Origin of the sequence: Streptomyces sp. NPDC085900, assembly GCF_044540925.1 — a bacterium.
Lineage (GTDB): Bacteria > Actinomycetota > Actinomycetes > Streptomycetales > Streptomycetaceae > Streptomyces > Streptomyces gilvifuscus.
The window spans coordinates 126,111-144,225 of the sequence record NZ_JBITSP010000010.1 but is presented as its reverse complement, the minus strand read 5'-3'; the positions used below and the strand labels follow the sequence as shown (position 1 = coordinate 144,225).

The 18,115-nt window shown below is 71.9% G+C and carries 18 protein-coding genes and 1 pseudogene; 10 read left to right on the top strand and 9 right to left on the bottom strand.

The window, feature by feature from the left end:
- The first annotated feature begins 6 nt into the window (after positions 1 to 6).
- Positions 7 to 258: a hypothetical protein gene (locus ACIGDI_RS30715; RefSeq protein ID WP_399903369.1), complete on the top strand. Its 252-nt coding sequence runs from the start codon at positions 7 to 9 to the stop codon at positions 256 to 258.
- A gap of 15 nt (positions 259 to 273) precedes the next feature.
- Here the strand turns inward: ACIGDI_RS30715 and ACIGDI_RS30710 are convergent, their stop codons facing one another.
- From ACIGDI_RS30710 to ACIGDI_RS30690, 5 genes are all read right to left on the bottom strand, one after another.
- Complete coding sequence (locus ACIGDI_RS30710) at positions 274 to 681, bottom strand: VOC family protein (protein WP_399903841.1); 408 nt, start codon at positions 679 to 681, stop codon at positions 274 to 276.
- 97 nt (positions 682 to 778) lie between these two features.
- The gene (locus tag ACIGDI_RS30705) at positions 779 to 2,161 is read right to left on the bottom strand and encodes a hypothetical protein (RefSeq protein WP_399903366.1); all 1,383 of its coding nucleotides are present in this window, start codon (positions 2,159 to 2,161) and stop codon (positions 779 to 781) included.
- Positions 2,143 to 3,087, bottom strand: coding sequence for an ABC transporter ATP-binding protein (locus ACIGDI_RS30700; RefSeq protein WP_399903364.1), 945 nt, complete (start codon positions 3,085 to 3,087; stop codon positions 2,143 to 2,145). The genes ACIGDI_RS30705 and ACIGDI_RS30700 overlap by 19 nt, the downstream gene beginning before the upstream one ends.
- Positions 3,088 to 3,276: 189 nt before the next feature.
- Positions 3,277 to 4,641 carry an aspartate aminotransferase family protein gene (locus ACIGDI_RS30695; protein ID WP_200705849.1) on the bottom strand — a complete coding sequence of 455 codons (1,365 nt, stop codon included), beginning with the start codon at positions 4,639 to 4,641 and terminating at the stop codon, positions 3,277 to 3,279.
- A 2-nt stretch (positions 4,642 to 4,643) separates the two neighbouring features.
- On the bottom strand, positions 4,644 to 5,162 hold the full coding sequence (locus ACIGDI_RS30690; protein WP_142142785.1) for an Lrp/AsnC family transcriptional regulator: 519 nt from the start codon (positions 5,160 to 5,162) through the stop codon (positions 4,644 to 4,646).
- A gap of 176 nt (positions 5,163 to 5,338) precedes the next feature.
- Here ACIGDI_RS30690 and ACIGDI_RS30685 point away from each other — a divergent pair, with 176 nt between their 5' ends.
- Both ACIGDI_RS30685 and ACIGDI_RS30680 read left to right on the top strand, forming a co-directional pair.
- Positions 5,339 to 6,778, top strand: coding sequence for a gamma-aminobutyraldehyde dehydrogenase (locus ACIGDI_RS30685; RefSeq protein ID WP_399903361.1), 1,440 nt, complete (start codon positions 5,339 to 5,341; stop codon positions 6,776 to 6,778).
- A 112-nt stretch (positions 6,779 to 6,890) separates the two neighbouring features.
- The gene (locus tag ACIGDI_RS30680) at positions 6,891 to 8,066 is read left to right on the top strand and encodes a spermidine/putrescine ABC transporter substrate-binding protein (RefSeq protein WP_399903358.1); all 1,176 of its coding nucleotides are present in this window, start codon (positions 6,891 to 6,893) and stop codon (positions 8,064 to 8,066) included.
- A gap of 21 nt (positions 8,067 to 8,087) precedes the next feature.
- Here ACIGDI_RS30680 and ACIGDI_RS30675 read toward each other — a convergent pair whose 3' ends face one another.
- A complete protein-coding gene (locus ACIGDI_RS30675; RefSeq protein ID WP_272177373.1) occupies positions 8,088 to 8,768 on the bottom strand; it encodes a YceI family protein in 681 nt (226 codons plus the stop codon).
- Between the two features lie 282 nt (positions 8,769 to 9,050).
- Here ACIGDI_RS30675 and ACIGDI_RS30670 point away from each other — a divergent pair, with 282 nt between their 5' ends.
- The 5 genes and pseudogenes from ACIGDI_RS30670 to ACIGDI_RS30650 all read left to right on the top strand — a co-directional run.
- Positions 9,051 to 9,428 (top strand): sortase-dependent protein, encoded by a 378-nt coding sequence (locus ACIGDI_RS30670; RefSeq protein ID WP_399903354.1) that lies wholly within the window; start codon positions 9,051 to 9,053, stop codon positions 9,426 to 9,428.
- A complete protein-coding gene (locus ACIGDI_RS30665; protein WP_399903351.1) occupies positions 9,425 to 10,033 on the top strand; it encodes a class F sortase in 609 nt (202 codons plus the stop codon). The genes ACIGDI_RS30670 and ACIGDI_RS30665 overlap by 4 nt, the downstream gene beginning before the upstream one ends.
- A gap of 94 nt (positions 10,034 to 10,127) precedes the next feature.
- Positions 10,128 to 10,619: an RNA polymerase sigma factor gene (locus ACIGDI_RS30660; protein WP_399903349.1), complete on the top strand. Its 492-nt coding sequence runs from the start codon at positions 10,128 to 10,130 to the stop codon at positions 10,617 to 10,619.
- On the top strand, positions 10,603 to 11,103 hold the full coding sequence (locus ACIGDI_RS30655; protein ID WP_399903346.1) for a hypothetical protein: 501 nt from the start codon (positions 10,603 to 10,605) through the stop codon (positions 11,101 to 11,103). Before ACIGDI_RS30660 ends, ACIGDI_RS30655 begins: the two co-directional genes overlap by 17 nt.
- 116 nt (positions 11,104 to 11,219) lie before the next feature.
- A pseudogene (locus ACIGDI_RS30650) lies at positions 11,220 to 11,735 on the top strand (hypothetical protein); the annotation flags it as partial.
- On the opposite strand, the gene ACIGDI_RS30645 reads toward ACIGDI_RS30650, so the two are convergent.
- Complete coding sequence (locus tag ACIGDI_RS30645) at positions 11,730 to 12,875, bottom strand: serine hydrolase domain-containing protein (RefSeq protein WP_399903343.1); 1,146 nt, start codon at positions 12,873 to 12,875, stop codon at positions 11,730 to 11,732. The pseudogene ACIGDI_RS30650 and the gene ACIGDI_RS30645 overlap by 6 nt on opposite strands.
- A 291-nt stretch (positions 12,876 to 13,166) precedes the next feature.
- On the opposite strand from ACIGDI_RS30645, the gene ACIGDI_RS30640 reads away from it, so the two are divergent.
- Positions 13,167 to 14,843: an RNA polymerase sigma factor gene (locus tag ACIGDI_RS30640; protein WP_399903340.1), complete on the top strand. Its 1,677-nt coding sequence runs from the start codon at positions 13,167 to 13,169 to the stop codon at positions 14,841 to 14,843.
- On the opposite strand, the gene ACIGDI_RS30635 is transcribed toward ACIGDI_RS30640, so the two are convergent.
- Entirely contained in the window at positions 14,825 to 15,526 is a 702-nt protein-coding gene (locus ACIGDI_RS30635; protein ID WP_399903337.1) for a glycerophosphodiester phosphodiesterase, read from the bottom strand. The genes ACIGDI_RS30640 and ACIGDI_RS30635 overlap by 19 nt on opposite strands.
- Before the next feature lie 35 nt (positions 15,527 to 15,561).
- The gene (locus tag ACIGDI_RS30630; protein WP_399903839.1) at positions 15,562 to 16,656 is read right to left on the bottom strand and encodes an adenosine deaminase; all 1,095 of its coding nucleotides are present in this window, start codon (positions 16,654 to 16,656) and stop codon (positions 15,562 to 15,564) included.
- 178 nt (positions 16,657 to 16,834) lie between these two features.
- On the opposite strand from ACIGDI_RS30630, the gene ACIGDI_RS30625 reads away from it, so the two are divergent.
- Positions 16,835 to 17,662, top strand: coding sequence for a DUF4190 domain-containing protein (locus tag ACIGDI_RS30625; protein ID WP_399903334.1), 828 nt, complete (start codon positions 16,835 to 16,837; stop codon positions 17,660 to 17,662).
- Positions 17,663 to 18,115: the final 453 nt, after the last annotated feature.

Below are 18,115 nucleotides of genomic sequence, written 5' to 3'. Positions count from 1 at the left end.
GACGGCATGGAGCTCAAGGATCTGCTGGCCGACTGGCTCGACGATGACGTCGCGGCGTACCGGCTCGGTGTTTTTCTGGGCGTCTTCCCGCGAGAGCAGAAGTTTTCGTCGGTGAAGCGGATGTTCTGGATCGACGGATATCCCCTGGGAGACATGCTGCTGGCCATTCTTGACCGCATGGCGCAGGCGGGAGTGCTGCTCAAGAACGAGGACGACGTGCAGTACAAGTGGAACCCGGAGCCCCTCGACCTGTCGTGAGGGGCCGAGGGGGGTTCAGCTCTGGACCGCCGCCGGGTCCATCCACATGACCTCCCAGGTGTGGCCGTCGAGGTCGTCGAAGGCGCGGCCGTACATGAAGCCGTGGTCCTGGCTCTCGCCGGTCGCCGTGCCGCCCGCGGCGATGGCCTTGTCGACCAGTTCGTCGACCTTCTCGCGGCTCTCGGCGCTCAGACAGATCAGCGTCTCGCTCGTCTTCGTGGAGTCCGCGATCTCCTTCTTGGTGAAGTCCGCGTACCGCTGCTTGCTCAGCAGCATGGCGACGATGGTGTCGCTGATCACGACGCAGGCGCAGTCGTCGGTGCTGAACTGCGGGTTGATCGCGTAGCCGAGCTCCGTGAAGAACTTCTTCGACGCGTCGACGTCGTTGGTCGCGAGGTTCACGAAGATCATCTGCTGGTACATGCGGGTCTCTCCCATCGGGCGTCCGTGCTGTTCGGTGGGTAGACCGCGGCGCGACGCGCGACTCATCGGCGGTCGGCGAATTTCTTCCTGCGGGTTTTCAGCGAGTGAGGGGCAGGGCCGCCAGCTCGGCCACGAGGAGGGTGAGCGGGCCGAAGAGGGCCAGCAGGGCGGCGGCGCGCAGGGCGGCCGCGCTCCGCAGCATGGTGACCGGGGCGCCCAGGCGCAGCAGGGCGGCCGTGGTGTCGGCCCTGGCCTGCCTCGCCTCCACGGCGGCGGTGAGGAGGGTGGCGATCGTGCAGCCGGTGACGAGGAGGGTACCGAGGGTGGTGAGCGGGCCGAACGCGGGCTCGTCCGGTTCCGGGGTGTAGAGGGTGGTCATGGCGTAGGCGGCGGACGCCACGGCGCAGACGATGCCGAGGGGGCGGCCGATGCGGTTGGCCTCCTCCATGAGCACACGGCCCGCGAGGAGACGCAGGGCGCCGGGCCGGGCGGACTGCAGGAGGCGGCCGGTGAGGTGGGTCAGGCCGGGGGCGGCGAGGGCGAGGCCCACGGCCGTGAGGAGGAGGCCGGCGAGGACGGCCGGGGTGGTGGACGCCAGGTTGCCGGGCAGGGCGAGGGTGCGGGTGGACGCGGCCGCGGCGGCGTACGCCTCCATCGCGAGGCCCGCGGTGAGGGTGGCGATGCCCCAGGGCAGGCCGGCGGGGGGCTTGCGGGGCGCGGGGGGACGGTCCTGGCCGGCGGGGTCGAGCTCCGGTGACGCGGTGTCGGCGGGGGCCGCCGGGGGCGGCGTCTCGTCCGTCTGGGCCGCCCGGGCGTCCTCTCCGTCGCCCGCGGACGTTCCCGCCGGCAGCGGTCGCAGGCGGGCGCCGAAGCGGCCGTACGCACCGAAGGTGTCCCGTGTCGTCGACCTGTCGTACGCGCCGAAGCGGCCGATGGAGCGGCCCGCGCCCGGTGCCTGCTTCGGGCGGGTCTCCTTCGGCCTGAGCACCAGCATCACCGCCACCGACGAGATCACCGGTACCAGCGCCAGCAGCGTCAGGGCGGCCGGCAGCGGCAGCGGCTGGTCCGCTGCCAGCAGGCGCGACGCCGCCCCGTCGAACGGCGTGCCCGTGAGATCCCCCCGCAGGTGCAGGAAGAACAGGAGGGCGGTCATCGAGCCCAGCGTGCAGGACAGGGCCGTGGTCGTGGCCGAGATGGTCATCAGGCGGCCCGGTCCGAGACCGATGGCCGAGAGGCCCGGGCGGGGCCGGGTGGCGGGGTCCGTGCGGGCCACCGCCACCGCGAAGTGGACCGTGGCGGCCAGCGGGGTCAGGCACCAGGCCAGCCGGAACAGGGACGCGGAGGGGTGGTCGGGGTGGCCCAGGGCGTAGCCGAGGGTGCACAGCAGGAGGAAGCCCGTGCCCGCCGAGGCCATGGCCACCAGGAGGCGGCGCAGGTGTACGGTCGGGTGGGCGCCGCGGGTCAGACGGAGAGCGAGCACGCGGCCCCCTGACCTTCCGTCTCGACCCCTCGCCCTGCCGGCTTCGCCGCCCGACCGTCCGGCTCGGACCCCTCGCCTTCCGGCCGGCTCCCTCCATCCTCCGGTGCCGCTTCGCGGTCGACGGGTTCCGTACCCCGGCCGTGCGCCGGGCTCGCCGGGTTCCGGCGTGCGGTGGGCTGGGGCCGTGCCCGTCCGTCCTGGTCCGTCGGCCTGGTCTCCGGGGCCGGGATCGGTGGGAGGTGGAGCGTGTTCACCCGGCGGCCGTCCATGAGGGACACGGTGCGGTCCGCGAGGGCCGCCGTCTCCGGGTCGTGGGTGGCCAGGACGACCGTGATGCCGTGCGAGCGGGCCGCGGTCGTCAGCGTCCGCAGCACGTGCGCGCGGTCCGCGCGGTGCAGCGGGGCGGTCGGTTCGTCGGCGAACAGGACCGTCGGCGCGGGCGCCAGGGCCCGGGCGATCGAGACGCGCTGGCGTTCCGCCTGGGTGAGTTCGTGCGGACGGTTGCGCGCGCGGTCGCCGATGTCCAGGCGCTCCAGCCACTCCAGGGCGGACGTCTTGGCCCGGCGGCGGCCGGTGCCGCGCAGCATGAGGGGGAGGGCGGCGTTCTCCCACACGTTCAGTTCGGGTACGAGGACCGGGGCGGGGTCGATCCAGCCGAAGCGGTCCCGGCGCAGGCGCTCACGGGTGAGCGGGCCCATCGTGTGCACCGGCACGCTGTTGAACCAGACCTCGCCGCGCTGGGCCGGCACGAGTCCGGACAGACAGCGCAGCAGGGTCGTCTTGCCGCTGCCGCGCGGGCCGCTGACGGCGAGGATCTCGCCCTCCTGGACGCCGAGCGAGACGCCGCTGAGCGCGGGCGAGCCGTCGCTGTGCTGGAAGTGCAGGGCGCGTGCCCAGAGCACGTCGTTGTCCGGCGGGGCCACCATGGGCGTACACCTCGAGTCAGATCCGTTTTTGCCGTGCCATCCCCCGTGCGGGGGAACGAAGACAGGGCCGATCGGTCACTCGCACGCTAGGCAGGCATCGCCCGGAGGCCGGACAGCACACGGCCCCGGGCGCCCGTTCTCACTCGAACGGGCGGCACCGGGGCTGTTGTTGATCACAGAGTCAGCTCATCAGAGCTTCGTCCACGCTTCCGTCAGCGTCGCGCGCAGGATCTGCTCGATCTCGTCGAAGGTCTCCTGGTTGGAGATCAGCGGCGGGGCGAGCTGGACGACCGGGTCGCCGCGGTCGTCGGCACGGCAGTACAGGCCGTTGTCGAAGAGGGCCTTCGACAGGAAGCCGTACAGGACGCGCTCGGTCTCCTCGTCGTTGAAGGACTCCTTGGTGGCCTTGTCCTTCACCAGCTCGATGCCGTAGAAGAAGCCGTTGCCGCGGACGTCGCCGACGATCGGCAGGTCGTGCAGCTTCTCCAGCGTCGCGCGGAAGGCGCCCTCGTTGTCCAGGACGTGCTGGTTGAGGTTCTCGCGCTCGAAGAGGTCGAGGTTGGCGATGCCGACCGCGGCGGAGACCGGGTGGCCGCCGAAGGTGTAGCCGTGCAGGAAGGTGTTGTCGCCCTTGTAGAACGGCTCGGCCAGGCGGTCGGAGATGATGCAGGCGCCGATCGGGGAGTAGCCCGAGGTCATGCCCTTGGCGCAGGTGATCATGTCCGGGACGTAGTCGAACTTGTCGCAGGCGAACATCGTGCCCAGGCGGCCGAAGGCGCAGATGACCTCGTCGGAGACGAGCAGCACGTCGTACTTGTCGCAGATCTCGCGGACCCGCTGGAAGTAGCCGGGCGGGGGCGGGAAGCAGCCGCCGGCGTTCTGCACGGGCTCCAGGAAGACCGCGGCGACCGTGTCCGGGCCCTCGAAGAGGATCTGCTGCTCGATCTGGTCGGCGGCCCAACGGCCGTAGGCCTCGGGGTCGTCGCCGTGGATCGGGGCGCGGTAGATGTTGGTGTTGGGGACCTTGTGGGCGCCCGGGACGAGCGGCTCGAAGGGGGCCTTCAGGGCCGGCAGGCCGGTGATGGACAGGGCGCCCTGCGGAGTGCCGTGGTAGGCGACCGCGCGGGAGATGACCTTGTACTTGGTGGGCTTGCCGGTGAGCTTGAAGTACTGCTTGGCCAGCTTCCAGGCGGTCTCCACCGCCTCGCCGCCGCCGGTGGTGAAGAACACCTTGTTCAGGTCGCCCGGCGCGTGGTCCGCCAGGCGCTCGGCCAGCTCGACGGCCTTGGGGTGGGCGTAGGACCAGACCGGGAAGAACGCCAGCTCCTGTGCCTGCTTGAAGGCGGTCTCGGCGAGCTCGGTGCGGCCGTGACCGGCCTGGACCACGAACAGACCGGCGAGACCGTCCAGGTAGCGCTTGCCCTTGTCGTCGTAGATGTAGGTGCCTTCGCCCCGCACGATCGTGGGGACGGGGGAGTTCTCGTACGAGGACATGCGGGTGAAGTGCATCCACAGGTGGTCGTACGCGGTCTTGCTGAGGTCCTTCTGGCTCACGGTTATCGGGTTCCCCACATGTAGGTCTGCTTCTTCAGCTTCAGGTAGACGAAGCTCTCGGTGGAGCGCACGCCGGGGAGCGCCCGGATGCGTTTGTTGATGACGTCCAGCAGGTGGTCGTCGTCCTCGCAGACGATCTCGGCGAGGATGTCGAACGAGCCCGCGGTCATCACCACGTACTCGACTTCCGACATGTCCGTCAGCGCGTCCGCGATGGACTCGACATCGCCCTCGACGTTGACCCCGACCATCGCCTGCCGGCGGAAGCCCACGGTGAGCGGGTCCGTGACGGCGACGATCTGCATCACGCCCTGGTCGAGCAGCTTCTGCACGCGCTGGCGCACGGCCGCCTCCGACAGGCCCACGGCCTTGCCGATCGCGGCGTACGGGCGCCTGCCGTCCTCCTGGAGCTGTTCGATGATGGCGAGGGAGACGGCATCCAGATGGGGAGTGCCGTTCCTGGACTCGCGGGTCGAGTCCCTGTGCTCTGCGCTTCGACTGGCCACGCCCTCACTGTGCACGACGTCTCGACAGTTCCGCAAGGGTGGACCGATGAAATTCGTTGTTTACGAGACTGAGACCTGCGGATTTCGCAGCCTTGGCGCGATCGGGGGTGTTGAAAACGTGGGCTTGCGGATTAGGGTGGGTGTCTCAGCCAATGGACACGTTGGATCCACTCGAACTTGGAGGGCCGGCAGTGAGCACCGAGCTGCGTCGTCTGCGCAACTACATCGACGGTGAGTTCCGGGACGCCGCCGACGGACGGACCACCGAGGTGGTCAATCCCGCTACCGGCGAGGCGTACGCGACCGCGCCGCTGTCCGGGCCGGCGGACGTGGACGCCGCCATGGCGGCCGCCGCCGCGGCCTTCCCGGGCTGGCGCGACACGACCCCGGCCGAGCGCCAGAAGGCCCTGCTGAAGATCGCGGACGCCTTCGAGGAGCGCGCCGAGGAACTGATCGCGGCGGAGGTCGAGAACACGGGCAAGCCGATCGGGCTCACGCGGTCCGAGGAGATCCCGCCGATGGTCGACCAGATCCGCTTCTTCGCGGGCGCGGCGCGGATGCTGGAGGGCCGGTCGGCAGGCGAGTACATGGAGGGACTGACCTCCATCGTCCGCCGCGAGCCGGTCGGCGTCTGCGCGCAGGTCGCGCCGTGGAACTACCCGATGATGATGGCCGTGTGGAAGTTCGCGCCGGCGATCGCGGCCGGCAACACGGTCGTGCTGAAGCCCTCGGACACCACGCCGGCGTCGACCGTGCTGATCGCCGACATCATCGGCGGCATCCTGCCGAAGGGCGTCTTCAACGTCATCACCGGTGACCGGGAGACCGGCCGGCTGATGGTCGAGCACCCGACGCCCGCGATGGCCTCCATCACCGGCTCGGTGCGGGCGGGCATGCAGGTCGCGGAGTCGGCGTCGAAGGACCTCAAGCGGGTCCACCTCGAGCTGGGCGGCAAGGCGCCGGTCGTCGTCTTCGAGGACACGGACATCGCGAAGGCCGTCGAGGACATCTCCGTGGCGGGCTTCTTCAACGCCGGGCAGGACTGTACGGCGGCCACGCGCGTGCTCGTGCAGGAGGGCATCCACGACGAGTTCGTGGCGGCGCTGGCGAAGGCCGCCACCGAGACCAAGACCGGGCAGCCGGACGACGAGGACGTGCTGTTCGGCCCGCTCAACAACCCCAACCAGCTCAAGCAGGTCTCCGGGTTCATCGAGCGGCTGCCCGCGCACGCCAAGGTCGAGGCCGGCGGTCACCAGGTCGGCGAGAAGGGCTACTTCTACGCCCCGACCGTCGTCTCCGGGCTGAAGCAGGACGACGAGATCATCCAGAAGGAGGTCTTCGGGCCCGTCATCACCGTGCAGTCCTTCTCGGACGAGGACCAGGCGGTGGAGTGGGCCAACGGCGTGGAGTACGCGCTGGCCTCGTCGGTGTGGACCAAGGACCACGGGCGGGCCATGCGGATGTCGAAGAAGCTGGACTTCGGCTGCGTGTGGATCAACACGCACATCCCGCTGGTGGCGGAGATGCCGCACGGCGGGTTCAAGAAGTCCGGTTACGGCAAGGACCTGTCGGCGTACGGCTTCGACGACTACACGCGGATCAAGCACGTGATGACGTCGCTGGACGCCTAGGCGACATCGGGCAGTCGGGGACCGGCCATCGACAAGGTGTCCGGTCCCGCCGCCTCCCTCCTCGACGCAGCGTCGATTGTCGGTGCACAGTCGGGGGCGGGATGCTGCGGCCATGCCCCTCACACCGAAGAACCTTTCGCTGCCCCGCCGTTCGCTGCTGCTCGCGCTCCTCGGCGGGGTGGCCGGCTGCGGGGTGCCCGCCGCCTATGTGCGGCCCGGTGAGCGTGCCGTCGCGGACCTGTCGGCCCGTCAGAAGAAACTGACCTGGGCGAACTGGCCGCTGTACATCGACACCGACGACGACCACCCCGACCGCCGGCCGACGCTGGAGGCGTTCGAGAAGCGCACCGGGATCTCCGTGACGTACACCGAGGAGATCAACGACAACGACGAGTTCTTCGGCAAGATCAGCCCGGCGCTGATGAACCACCAGCAGACCGGCCGCGACCTGATCGTCATGAGCGACTGGATGTGCGCGCGGTTCGTCCGGCTGGGATGGGTCCAGCAGATGGACCGGGCGAAGCAGCCGAACGTCGCCGAGCACCTCGACCCGCTGCTGCGCTCGCCCGCCTTCGACCCGGGCCGCAGGTACACGGTGCCGTGGCAGTCGGGCATCACCGGCATCGCGTACAACCACAGGAAGCTCGGCCGCGAGATACGCGGCGTCGCCGACCTGTGGGCGGGCGACCTCAAGGGGCGGGTGACGCTGCTGTCCGGTCTGGACGAGGCGTTCGCGCTGCTGATGCAGGGCAACGGGGTCGACATCACCCGCTGGACGGCCGCGGACTTCGACAGGGTCTGCGACCAGGTCGAGAAGTACGTCGCCGGCGGCCACATCCGCCGCTTCACCGGCAACGACTACACCAAGGACCTGGTCACCGGAGACGTCCTGGCCTGCCAGGCGTACTCCGGTGACGTCATCCAACTGCGGGCCGACAACCCCGACATCCGGTTCGTGGTGCCCGAGGAGGGTGCCGAGCTGTGGTCGGACTCCCTGATGATCCCGGACCGCGCGCTGCACAAGCGCAACGCCGAGCGGCTCGTCGACCACTACTACGAGCCCGAGGTCGCCGCCGAACTCGCCGCCTGGGTCAACTACGTCTGCCCCGTGCCCGCCGCCCGGGACGTCCTCGCCTCCGCCAAGGACAAGGAGACCGCCGCCCTCGCCGAGAACCCGCTGATCTTCCCGGACGCCGAGATGCGCAAGCGGCTCGTGATCGCCCGGGACATCACGTCGCGGGAGCGGGTGGGGTTCGCCAAGCGGTGGAACGCGATCGTCGGGTTGTGAGCGGCCGGCGGAGCGCCGGCGTCAGCCGCGGGACATGCGGATCGCCGCGATGTCGAACTGCAGGCGCACCTTCTCGCTCACCATGGCACCGCCCTCCGCCAGCCTCTGGTTGTACGTCAGGCCCCATTCGGAACGGTTGATGGTGGTCGTGCCGTCGAAGCCGACCCGTTCGTCCCCGAACGCGTCGGTGACATGGCCGATGTAGGTGAGCTCCAGGTCGACCGGGCGGGTGACCTTCTTGATGGTGAGGTCGCCCGTCATGCGGTAGACATCGTTTCCCACCAGGCGTACGGCCGTGCTGACGAAGCGCATCTGCGGGTAGGAGCGGGCGTCCAGGAAGTCTCGGCCGACGAGGTGGGCGTCCCGCTGTTCCACGCCGGTGTCGACGGACGCGGTGTTCAGGACGATCTCGGCCCGCGAGCGCGAGGGGTCGCGGCCGTCGAAGTACAGACGGCTGTCGAACTCCGCGAACGACCCGCGCACGGTGGTCACCAGGGCGTGCCGGACGGAGAAGCCGATACGGCTGTGCGCCGGGTCGACGACCCACTCCCCGGTCAGTGACGCGAGGGACGGGTCCAGCACCCCGTTCGGTGCCGACTGCTGCTGACCGGGCCTGCGTTGGGGGAGGGCCGGGGTCGTGGGGGCGGGGGCGGTGGGGGGAGCCGGGCGGCGCGTGGACGACGCACGGGTGAACAGGTTCATGATTCACGTACTTACGTCATGCCACCTGGGGCCGCAAGCCGTCTTGGCAACCCGCACACACGGTCGTCACGAATTGCCCCCGGACGTGGAGAAGTTCAGCGGCCGCTCGGTAAGTGACGAGCTACGCACGGTGGTTGGGCCGCGGCGCGCCGATCACAGCCTCGGCGACTTTGCCGTCTCTTTACAACCCGCTAAGTCCCCGCCTCGTCTCTCCGCTCGATCCATCACACGACCCGCCGGCCGACCACCGGCCGGGCGGACCGACGAAAGAGAGACCCACTCATGCGCCGAACCGGCCTCAGTGCCCTGGCACTCGCCTGCACCGCCGTACTGGCGGGCGCGGTGCCCGCGTTCGCCGACGGGGCGTCCCAGGCTCCCTCTCCCGTGCCGAGCGCCGCCACGCCCAGCGATCGGCCCGGCGCCGGCACCGCGCCCTCGCAGGTCCCCAGCACCGGGGACCGCCGCGCGAGCGCCGAGCCGACCCGGGCGCCGTCCCGCGGTCAGGTCTCCGTCGTGCCCAGCGGAGCGCCGAACACCGGTGTGGCCGACACCTCGTCGGGCTCCGGGGGCGCGCTGATCGGCGGGGGAGCCGCCGCGGCCGTCGTCGTGGGCGGCGGCGCCGTCCTCCTCGTGCGCCGCCGGCGGGCGAACGGGGTATGAGGCCCCTCGCCGGGCGCGCTCTGGCCGCCGCGGCGCTGGCCGTCCTGCTCGTGGGCTGCGGCGGCGGTGGGGGGAACACCGCCGGGCACCTCACGAGCACACCGTCGTCCTCCGCGCCGCCACCGGCCAAGTCGGTGTCCACGGTGGGGCGATCGGTCCCGGTCGGGCTCCGGATACCGGCCATCGGGGTCGACACCCCGGTACTGCGGCTGGGCCTGGCCCCGGACGGCACCGTGCAGGTCCCGCCGGTCCAGGCGCACGACCGGGCGGGCTGGTACCGCCACTCGCCGACACCGGGCCGGCGAGGCCCCTCCGTGATCCTCGGTCATGTCACGGTCGGCGCCTACGGGGACGGCGTCTTCCGGCACCTGAAGGACCTGCGCCGGGGCGAGCGGATCGAGGTGCGCCTGGAGAACGGCACGGATGCGGTCTTCGCCGTCACTGACGTCCGCACGGTCGCCAAGGCCGACTTCCCCACGAAGGAGGTGTACGGCGACGTGGACCGGCCCGAGCTGCGGCTGATCACGTGCGGGGGAGCCCGTACCGGAGACGGCTACCGCGACAACGTGATCGTCTTCGCGGCACTGACCTCCACGACCCCCTGAACCGCGTAACAGAACCCGGGCCGGGGCAACGATCCGCGTCGGCCCGGGCTCTTCCTCCCAGAGCCGCCCCGAACCCCCACGACCATGGAGAACGTTGAAACGCTCCCGCGAGAAGGCCGCGTCCGAGCTGTTCGCCGCCCTCTATCCGCGCCTCGCCGGCTGGGTCCGCCGGCTGGTCGACGACGACGAGACCGCGCACGAGATCGCCTCGGAGGCCTTCACCCGCCTCTGGGCCCGCTGGACCACCGTGGCGGAGCCGAACGGCTTCCTCTACGTCACCGCGGCCAACATCGTCCGGGACCACTGGCGCAAGCTGGAGCGCGAACGCCGCGCCGTACGCCGTGCGAAGACCGAGGCGGTGGTGGCCCCGCACCCCGAGCAGACGGACCCCTCGGTGCGCCTGCTCGTGCAGTCCCTCCCCGAACGCCTGCGCGTGCCGATCCTGCTCCACTACTACGCTGACATGCCGATCCGGGAGGTGGCCGCGCTCACCGGACGCCGAGAGGGGACCGTCAAGGCAGACCTCCACGCGGCCCGCGAACTGCTCCGCGCCCACCTGAGGAGAAGCGTTGATCACACACTCTGACGAGGGCCCGGACATCGATCCCGAGGACCCGCTCACGGTCCTGCTCCAGCCGCCCGCCGGGCACCTCGGCCCGCCCCCCGGCCGCTACCGGGCCATCCGCCGCGGCGCGGCCCGCCGCCGCCTGCTCAAGGCCGCCGCCGGCGCCGCCCTGACCTGCGGCGTGGCCGCCCTGGCGATCCTTCCCCTGCGTCTGTCCGCCTCGGACAGCCGTCCTTCCCCGGTGGTTCCCCTGGCACCGCCGCCGGCGAGCAGCCCCTCGACCCTGCCGCCCGGCTCGCCCACCCCCCGCCCGTCGAGCGCCCGCCCCACCCCGGACCCCCGGACCGGCAGGCCGGCCACCAGTTCCGGTCAGACGGCCCGCTCCGTCCCCACCGCCGTCTCCCCGACCCGGTCCACCCGTACGCCGACCGACGTCCCCTCGGTCGAACCGTCCGCGGTCCGGAGCGCGCCCGGAGCGTCACCCGGGCAGACCACGAGGCGATAGCCGGGCAGAGCGCGAAGCGATAGCCGGGCAGGCGACGAGGTGGTGGCCGGGCAGAGCGTCCGCCGACAAGCGGACCCTGCTTTTGAACGTGTTCAACATCGGCGTACGCTGCCCTCATGAGCGACAGAGCCGCCCTGCTGAAGGGCATCCGCGCCTGGTTGGTCCTCTTCGTCGTCTGCCTGGTGCTCAGCGGTGCCACGGCCTTCCCGCTGGTGCACGAACTGCACTGGACCGAGGGCGTGTTGCGGTCCCTGTCCGTGCCCCAACATCTCCCCGCGCTCATGGACTGGATCGAGCGCGTCCGGCGCGGCCTCGACACCGCCGACGCCGACTACCCCTTCCTCCTCTAAGGCACCGACTGGCTGGCCTTCGCCCACCTCGTCATCGCGGTCGCCTTCTACGGGCCGTACCGGGACCCGGTCCGCAACATCTGGGTGGTCGAGTTCGCGATGATCGCCTGCGCCGGGATCATCCCGCTCGCGCTGGTCTGCGGGCCGATCCGGGGGATCCCCTTCTGGTGGTCGGTGATCGACATGTCCTTCGGGGTGTTCGGAGTGCTCCCGCTCTACGTCGTCCGGAAGAAGATCAGGCGGCTGGAACGGCTGGAGCAGGCCGCCCCGCGGGCCTCAGCGGTTGAAGGCGGGGTAGGCGAAACGCTCGGCGGTGACCTGGCCGTCGCCCTTGGCGTCGGTGGAGTCGACCGAGTAGACGAGGGTGCGGGAGAGGTCGCGGGTGGCGGCGATCACCGTGGCGTAGCCGGGCCGTGAGCCGGTCTTGCCCCAGATCACCCTGCCGTTGAGCTCGAACCGCTCCAGCCCCGCCGCGTAGCGCGCGCCGGGCACGTCGGGAAGCGTGAACATCTCCTTCAGTTGCGGCTCGGGCACCACCCGGCCGCGGAACAGCCCCACCAGCAGCTTCTCCAGGTCGGCGGTCGTGGAGATGAGATCGCCGGCCGCCTTGCGGTCGGACATGTTCCAGTCGGTCACGTCCGTCAACTCGCCGTCGATCCAGTCGTATCCGCGGTTGTGCGGTCCGTGGATACGCGGGTCGGCGCCGACGGGGAACGAGCTGTCGCGCATGCCGAGCGGCCGGAAGATCCGTACCGCCGCCTGATGCGCGTACGAGTCGCCGGTCACCTTCTCGATGAGCATGCCGAGGACGGTGTAGTGGATGTTGTCGTAGTTCTGGCGCGTGCCGGGGTCGTACGCCGGGCCCTTGGCGACGGAGGCCGCCACGACCTGCCGCGGGGTCAGCGTCTCGAAGCGGTGCGGGTAGCCCTCCTCGACCGTGTCCCCGAGGGACGCGCCCGACTGCAGGCCGCTGGTGAAGTTCAGCAACTCCCGTACGGTGATGGGCTTGAAGTCCACGGTGAGCAGGCCGGGCAGATACCGCTGCACGGTGCCGTCGAGGTCGACGCGGCCCTCCGCGGCCAGTTGCAGCACGATCGCCGCTGTGACCACCTTCGTCACCGAACCGGCCCGGAAGCGCCCGTTCGCCAGCGCCGGCGCCCCGGTGCGGACGTCCCGGACGCCCGCCGTCCCCCTCCATGTCCCGTCGCCGCCGACCCGGATGAGCGCGGCGGTCGCGTCCGCGTCGGGAAGGCCGGCGATCGCGGCGCGCAGGGCGTCGGCGTCGGGCCCGGACGTGTCGTGCCCGGAGGTGTGGTGCGCGGACGGCGGTGCGGGGGCGGCGAACGCGGGGCCGGCCAGGGGGCCGGCGGCAAGGGCGAGGGTGAGGGCGGCGGCGAGGGCGGTCGGGACACGGGCACGCATGGGCTGCTCCGGAGGTTTCGGCGGTGGGTGTCGAGATCATCCTCGGCCGGTGCGGGCGGACGGGGATCGTCGGTGAGGAGGGGGTGGGTCCCTGAGGCTTCCCGGAGCAAGTCCCTTACCCCGCAGCGGAGTTGTGGGGGATCGCCCTTACTGGGAGCCCCTTCCGCCCCCAGCGGCGCCGAAAAAGTGTTATCGCCCCCGCCTCCACCCCGTCTCCTCCGGGTCCCCCACTGTGACGTCCGACATGGACAACATCACCGGTCGGACTGAGAAGGTGCGGTCGCGAAGCGTATGAGCCGGGAGAGTACGGACGTGGACGAAAGAGCCGGACGGTGGCGTGCCACCATCGCCGCCGCGCAGGCCGGTGACCGGCGGGCGCTGGACGACCTGGTCGCGGGCTGGCTGCCGCTCGTCTACAACGTCGTCGGCCGCGCCCTCAACGGCCACGCCGACGTCGACGACGTCGTCCAGGAGACGATGCTGCGGGCCGTCGACAACCTCGGCTCACTGCGCGACCCGGACAGCTTCCGGTCCTGGCTGATGGCGATCGCCATGCGCCAGATCCGGGACCGGGCCCGCCGCAGGACCTCCCGGCGACTCGACGAGAGCGCGGCCCGGGAGGCCACCGACTTCGCCGAGATCACCGTGCTGCGGCTCCAGTTGGCGGGGCAGCGGCGAGAGGTCGCGGAGGCGGTGCGCTGGCTCGACGACGAGGACCGGCAACTGCTGTCGCTGTGGTGGCTGGAGGTCGCGGGGGAGCTGAGCCGGCGCGAGCTGGCCGCGGCCGTCGGCATCAGCCGACAGCACGCCGCCGTGCGCGTCCAGCGCGTGAAGGAACGCCTGGAGACCTCGCGCGGCATCGTGCGCGCACTCGACGGCGCCTGCCCGGACCTGCGCGAGCTGACCGCCCGCTGGGACGGCCGGCCCGACTCGGTGTGGCGCAAGCGGCTGGCCCGGCACATCAGGGGCTGCGGCTACTGCGGCGACACCCGCGAGGCGGTCGTACCGGCCGAACGCCTGCTCGTCGGCCTCGCGCTCGTCCCGCTCCCGGCCGGCTTCACCCTCCCCCTGGCCCTCGGCGGCAAGACGGCGGCCGCCGCCTCGTCCGCCGGCTGGTCCGTCAAGGTCCTCGGCCTGCTCACCAAGCCCGCGGTCGCGGTGACGGCGGGCGCGACGATCGCGGCCGGCGGCGCGTACGTCGTCACACGGACCCCCGACGTCCCGCCGCCGCGCATGGAGGCCGCCCCCACGGCCGCGAGCACCCACCGCCCGCCCGCCCCCACCCGGTCCGCCTCCGCGTCGCCCAGCCCGTCCCCGTCGGTGACGAAGAAAACGGTCGCGCTCTACGGCAGCGTGGTGGACGCCGTGGACAGGGCACCGGACCCCGACACCCCGCCCGCCGCTCTGCCGCACCGTGCCGGGTCCGGCGTCACCAGCACCGGCGGCGCGCACGCCGTGCTGAACCACCGGGGCGACGCCGTGACCCTCACCGGCCAGGGATACGTCCTGGTCCGCTGGCAGATCTCCCCGCAGTACCGCTCGGGCGGTCTGGTCCCGCCCTCCTGGACCGGTCTGAAGGGCAGGCTCTTCCACGTCGCCTCGGGCGGCGGCCGCCGCATGGACGACCCCGTCGGCGGAACCGACCCCACCGCCACCGGCATGGGCAGCAAGGCCACCGGCTACGACGTACTGCCCGCCGGCACCCAGCAGATGTGGCAGAACGAGTACTTCTACCTCGACGGCCGCGTCACCCTCACCGTCAACGAACGAGGCGCCGACTACGGCCTGAGCGTCTTCCCCAGCACCTGGGACGCGGCAGAGAAGGACATCACCACCGGCCCCGCCCAGGGCGTGATCCGCTACGGCCTGGTCCGCGACACCGGCAAGGACGACACCCCGGTACCGCAGTACGTCACCCGGGCGACGCCCGCCGATCCCGCGACGGTGCCTCAGCGCTCGCGCGTGTAGGGCGCCTCCCGCAGCGCGCGCAGGACGTCGACGCGGTTCGTGGTGATCGAGTCGACGCCCAGGTCGATCAGGCGGCGCATCGAGCGGCGGGTGTCGGGGGTCCAGACCGAGAGCAGCAGGCCGTCACGGTGCACCCGGGCCGCCAGGGCGCGGTCGACCAGCGAGAAGCGGTAGTTGAGCCAGCGCGGGCGCACCGCCTCCAGCAGCGCGGGGCGCGCGGGCGCCAGCGTGGTGCGGGTCAGCGCGATCTCCGCGGACGCGTCGGCCGCCCGCACGGCGAGCATCTCCTCGGCGCCCGCGCAGTAGTACACGCGCTCCCGTGCCCCGGCCTCCCGCACAGCGTCCACCACGCGGCGGGCCTCCCGCACGTCCCGGGTGCCGGGCAGGTCGATCATCACCCGGCTGCCGTCGGTGGCGGCCAGGGCCTCGGCGAGCGTCGGGATCCGGCCGCCGGTCAGCCCGCGGACCTCGTCCGCGGACAGCGACCGAAGCGGCCGGTCGTGCTCCCACAGCCGCTTGAGCGTCGCGTCGTGCAGCAGCACGGGGACGCCGTCCCTCGTCAGGCGTACGTCGATCTCGACGGCGTCCGCGCCCAGGTCGAGCGCGGAACGCAGCGAGTCGATCGTGTTCTCGCGGACGCGGTACGGGTCGCCCCGGTGGGCCACGGCGGTCAGGTTCTGCATGGGCCCATTGTGGTGGCCGGCGAAGACGGTACGGCTCAGGGGGCCAGCCACGCCGAGGTGTACGCGTCGATCTCCTCGCGGATGCGGGCCTTGCCGGGCTCGTCAAGGAAGGAGACGTCGACCGCGTTCTTCGCGAGCGAGGCGACGCCCCGCTCGTCGAGGTCCAGGAGGCGGGCGGCGACCGCGTACTCGTTGTCGAGGTCGGTGCCGAACATCGGCGGGTCGTCGGAGTTGATCGTCACCACGATCCCGGCCTCCACGAACTCCTTGAGCGGGTGCTCGTCGAGGGTGCGGACCGCGCGGGTGGCGATGTTGGAGGTCGGGCAGACCTCCAGCGGGATGCGGTGCTCGGCGAGGTGGGCGAGAAGCTTCGGGTCCTGGAACGCGTGGGTGCCGTGCCCGACGCGCTCGGCACGCAGATGGGTGAGCGCGTCCCACACCGTCTCCGGGCCGGTGGTCTCGCCGGCGTGCGGCACGGAGTGCAGCCCGGCGGCGATGGCCCGGTCGAAGTACTTCTTGAACTGCGGCCTGGGCACGCCGATCTCGGGCCCGCCGAGCCCGAAGGAGACCAGTCCCTCGGGGCGCAGCCGGTCGTCGGTGGCGAGCCGGACCGTCTCCTCGGCCGACTCCAGGCCCGCCTCGCCGGGGATGTCGAAGCACCAGCGCAGCACCGTGCCGAACTCGGCCTCGGCCGCCTTGCGGGCGTCCTCGATCGCGTCCATGAAGGCGCGCTCGTCGATGCCCCGGCGGGTGGAGGAGAACGGCGTGATGGTCAGCTCGGCGTAGCGCACCTGCTGCCGGGCCAGGTCCCGGGCCACCTCGTACGTCAGCAGGCGTACGTCCTCGGGGGTGCGGATGAGATCCACGACCGACAGGTACACGTCGATGAAGTGCGCGAAGTCGGTGAAGGTGAAGTAGTCGACCAGCGCTTCGGGGTCGGTGGGCACCTTGGAGTCGGGGTGGCGGGCGGCCAGTTCCGAGACGATCCGGGGGGAGGCGGAGCCGACGTGGTGGACGTGGAGTTCGGCCTTCGGCAGTCCGGCGATGAAGGCGTGCAGGTCGCGGTGGTCGGTCAAGGTTCCTCCCCGGGAACGGCGTCCGGTGCCCTGCGGGGACGGGACGCGGGTGATCGGCTGATCGGTGAATCGTGGTCATCGTAGACAGACCGTCCGCGGGCCGGGCTCGGCGGTGGTCGGCGGACGCCGGATGCCGTGGACGGCGGGAGCGGCGCGGGTCGGCTACCGGCCGGTCGTACGGGCAGGTCGAGGCTTTACGATGGCCGGACGATCGAGCGAGGGGGACGGGGACGTGGCGGATCAGACACAGCCGGGTGGGGGCGCGGCGCCGGAGCATGATCCGTGGGCGCCGCCCGAGCGCAAGACGTCGCTGGACAAGGGGCCGCGGGATCAGCCGCCCGGCTCGCCGCAGCCGCCGTCCGTGCACGACCAGGCGACCGTGACGTCCGTGCCCTCCGACGGGTTCACCCCGCCCGGGGCAGGCACACCCCTCCCCGGAGCGCCCGGAGCCGGAACACCCGTCCCCGGAGCCCCCGGCTACGGCTACCCCGGTCCCGGCACGCCCGCGTACGGAGCCCCCGGCTACGGAGCCCCCGGCTACGGCGCCCCCGGCTACGCCCCGCCCGGCGCGGGAGCCCCACCCGGTGGCTGGTCCGAGTCCGCCGTGCCGCCCCCGCCCATCGCGCCCACCGGCCCGGGACCGCAGAACCCCGGGGCGCCCGGCGGCTACGGCTATCCCGCCTACCCGCAGGGCTACGGCTGGCCCGGTATGCAGCCGCCCCCGCAGAACGGCCTGGGCACCTCGGCGATGATCCTGGGCATCCTGTCGTGCTGCCTGTTCTGCATCTACGGCGTCGTCTCCCTCATCCTCGGCGTCCTCGCCGTGATCCTCGGCATCAAGGGCAAGCGGCGGGCCGACCGCGGCGAGGCCACCAACCGCGGTCAGGCGCAGGCCGGGTTCGTCACCGGCATCGTCGGCATCGTGCTCGGCGTCGCCACGATCGTCCTGATCGTCTTCGCGATCGTGACCGCCATCAACGACGAGCGGAACAACGTCGACGACGGCCCCTCGTACAACTCCGCCCCCAGCATCTCGGCCCCGCTCCTGGCCCAGGACTGACGCACCCACCGCACCGAGCCGGCTGGTCTCCCGGCTCGGAGGGCGGCGCGTGGCGTACGTGCAGCGCGGTGCGCCGGGGCTGCCGCCGCACCGCGCGCCCGGCGGACCTCGTCCGCAGGGCCGGAGGCCCGGCGTGCCCCGCCTCAGGTCCCGAGGCCGGTGTGCCCGCTCGCAACTCCGAGGCCTGGCGCGCCGGGCATCAGGCTCGGCACGCCGGGCTCGGGACGCGGAGGCGCGTGGCGTACCGCCGCACCGTGCGCTCGGGCTGCGAGCCGCACCGTGCGCCAGGCGACCCCCGCCCACAGGGCCGGAGGCCCGGCGTGCCCCGCCTCAGGTCCCGAGGCCGGTGTGCCCGCCCGCAACTCCGAGGCCTGGCGCGCCGGGCATCAGGCTCGGCACGCCGGGCTCGGGACGCGGAGGCGCGTGGCGTACCGCCGCACCGTGCGCTCGGGC

What these genes read in the sequence shown, in the direction of transcription:
- ACIGDI_RS30715 (WP_399903369.1), top strand. Translation starts at nt 7, where the DNA reads ATGGAGCTCAAGGATCTGCTGGCCGACTGGCTCGACGATGACGTCGCG.
- ACIGDI_RS30710 (WP_399903841.1), bottom strand. Translation starts at nt 681, where the DNA reads ATGTACCAGCAGATGATCTTCGTGAACCTCGCGACCAACGACGTCGAC.
- ACIGDI_RS30700 (WP_399903364.1), bottom strand. Translation starts at nt 3,087, where the DNA reads ATGGTGGCCCCGCCGGACAACGACGTGCTCTGGGCACGCGCCCTGCAC.
- ACIGDI_RS30680 (WP_399903358.1), top strand. Translation starts at nt 6,891, where the DNA reads ATGCCCCTCACACCGAAGAACCTTTCGCTGCCCCGCCGTTCGCTGCTG.
- ACIGDI_RS30675 (WP_272177373.1), bottom strand. Translation starts at nt 8,768, where the DNA reads ATGAACCTGTTCACCCGTGCGTCGTCCACGCGCCGCCCGGCTCCCCCC.
- ACIGDI_RS30670 (WP_399903354.1), top strand. Translation starts at nt 9,051, where the DNA reads ATGCGCCGAACCGGCCTCAGTGCCCTGGCACTCGCCTGCACCGCCGTA.
- ACIGDI_RS30665 (WP_399903351.1), top strand. Translation starts at nt 9,425, where the DNA reads ATGAGGCCCCTCGCCGGGCGCGCTCTGGCCGCCGCGGCGCTGGCCGTC.
- ACIGDI_RS30645 (WP_399903343.1), bottom strand. Translation starts at nt 12,875, where the DNA reads ATGCGTGCCCGTGTCCCGACCGCCCTCGCCGCCGCCCTCACCCTCGCC.
- ACIGDI_RS30640 (WP_399903340.1), top strand. Translation starts at nt 13,167, where the DNA reads ATGAGCCGGGAGAGTACGGACGTGGACGAAAGAGCCGGACGGTGGCGT.
- ACIGDI_RS30635 (WP_399903337.1), bottom strand. Translation starts at nt 15,526, where the DNA reads ATGCAGAACCTGACCGCCGTGGCCCACCGGGGCGACCCGTACCGCGTC.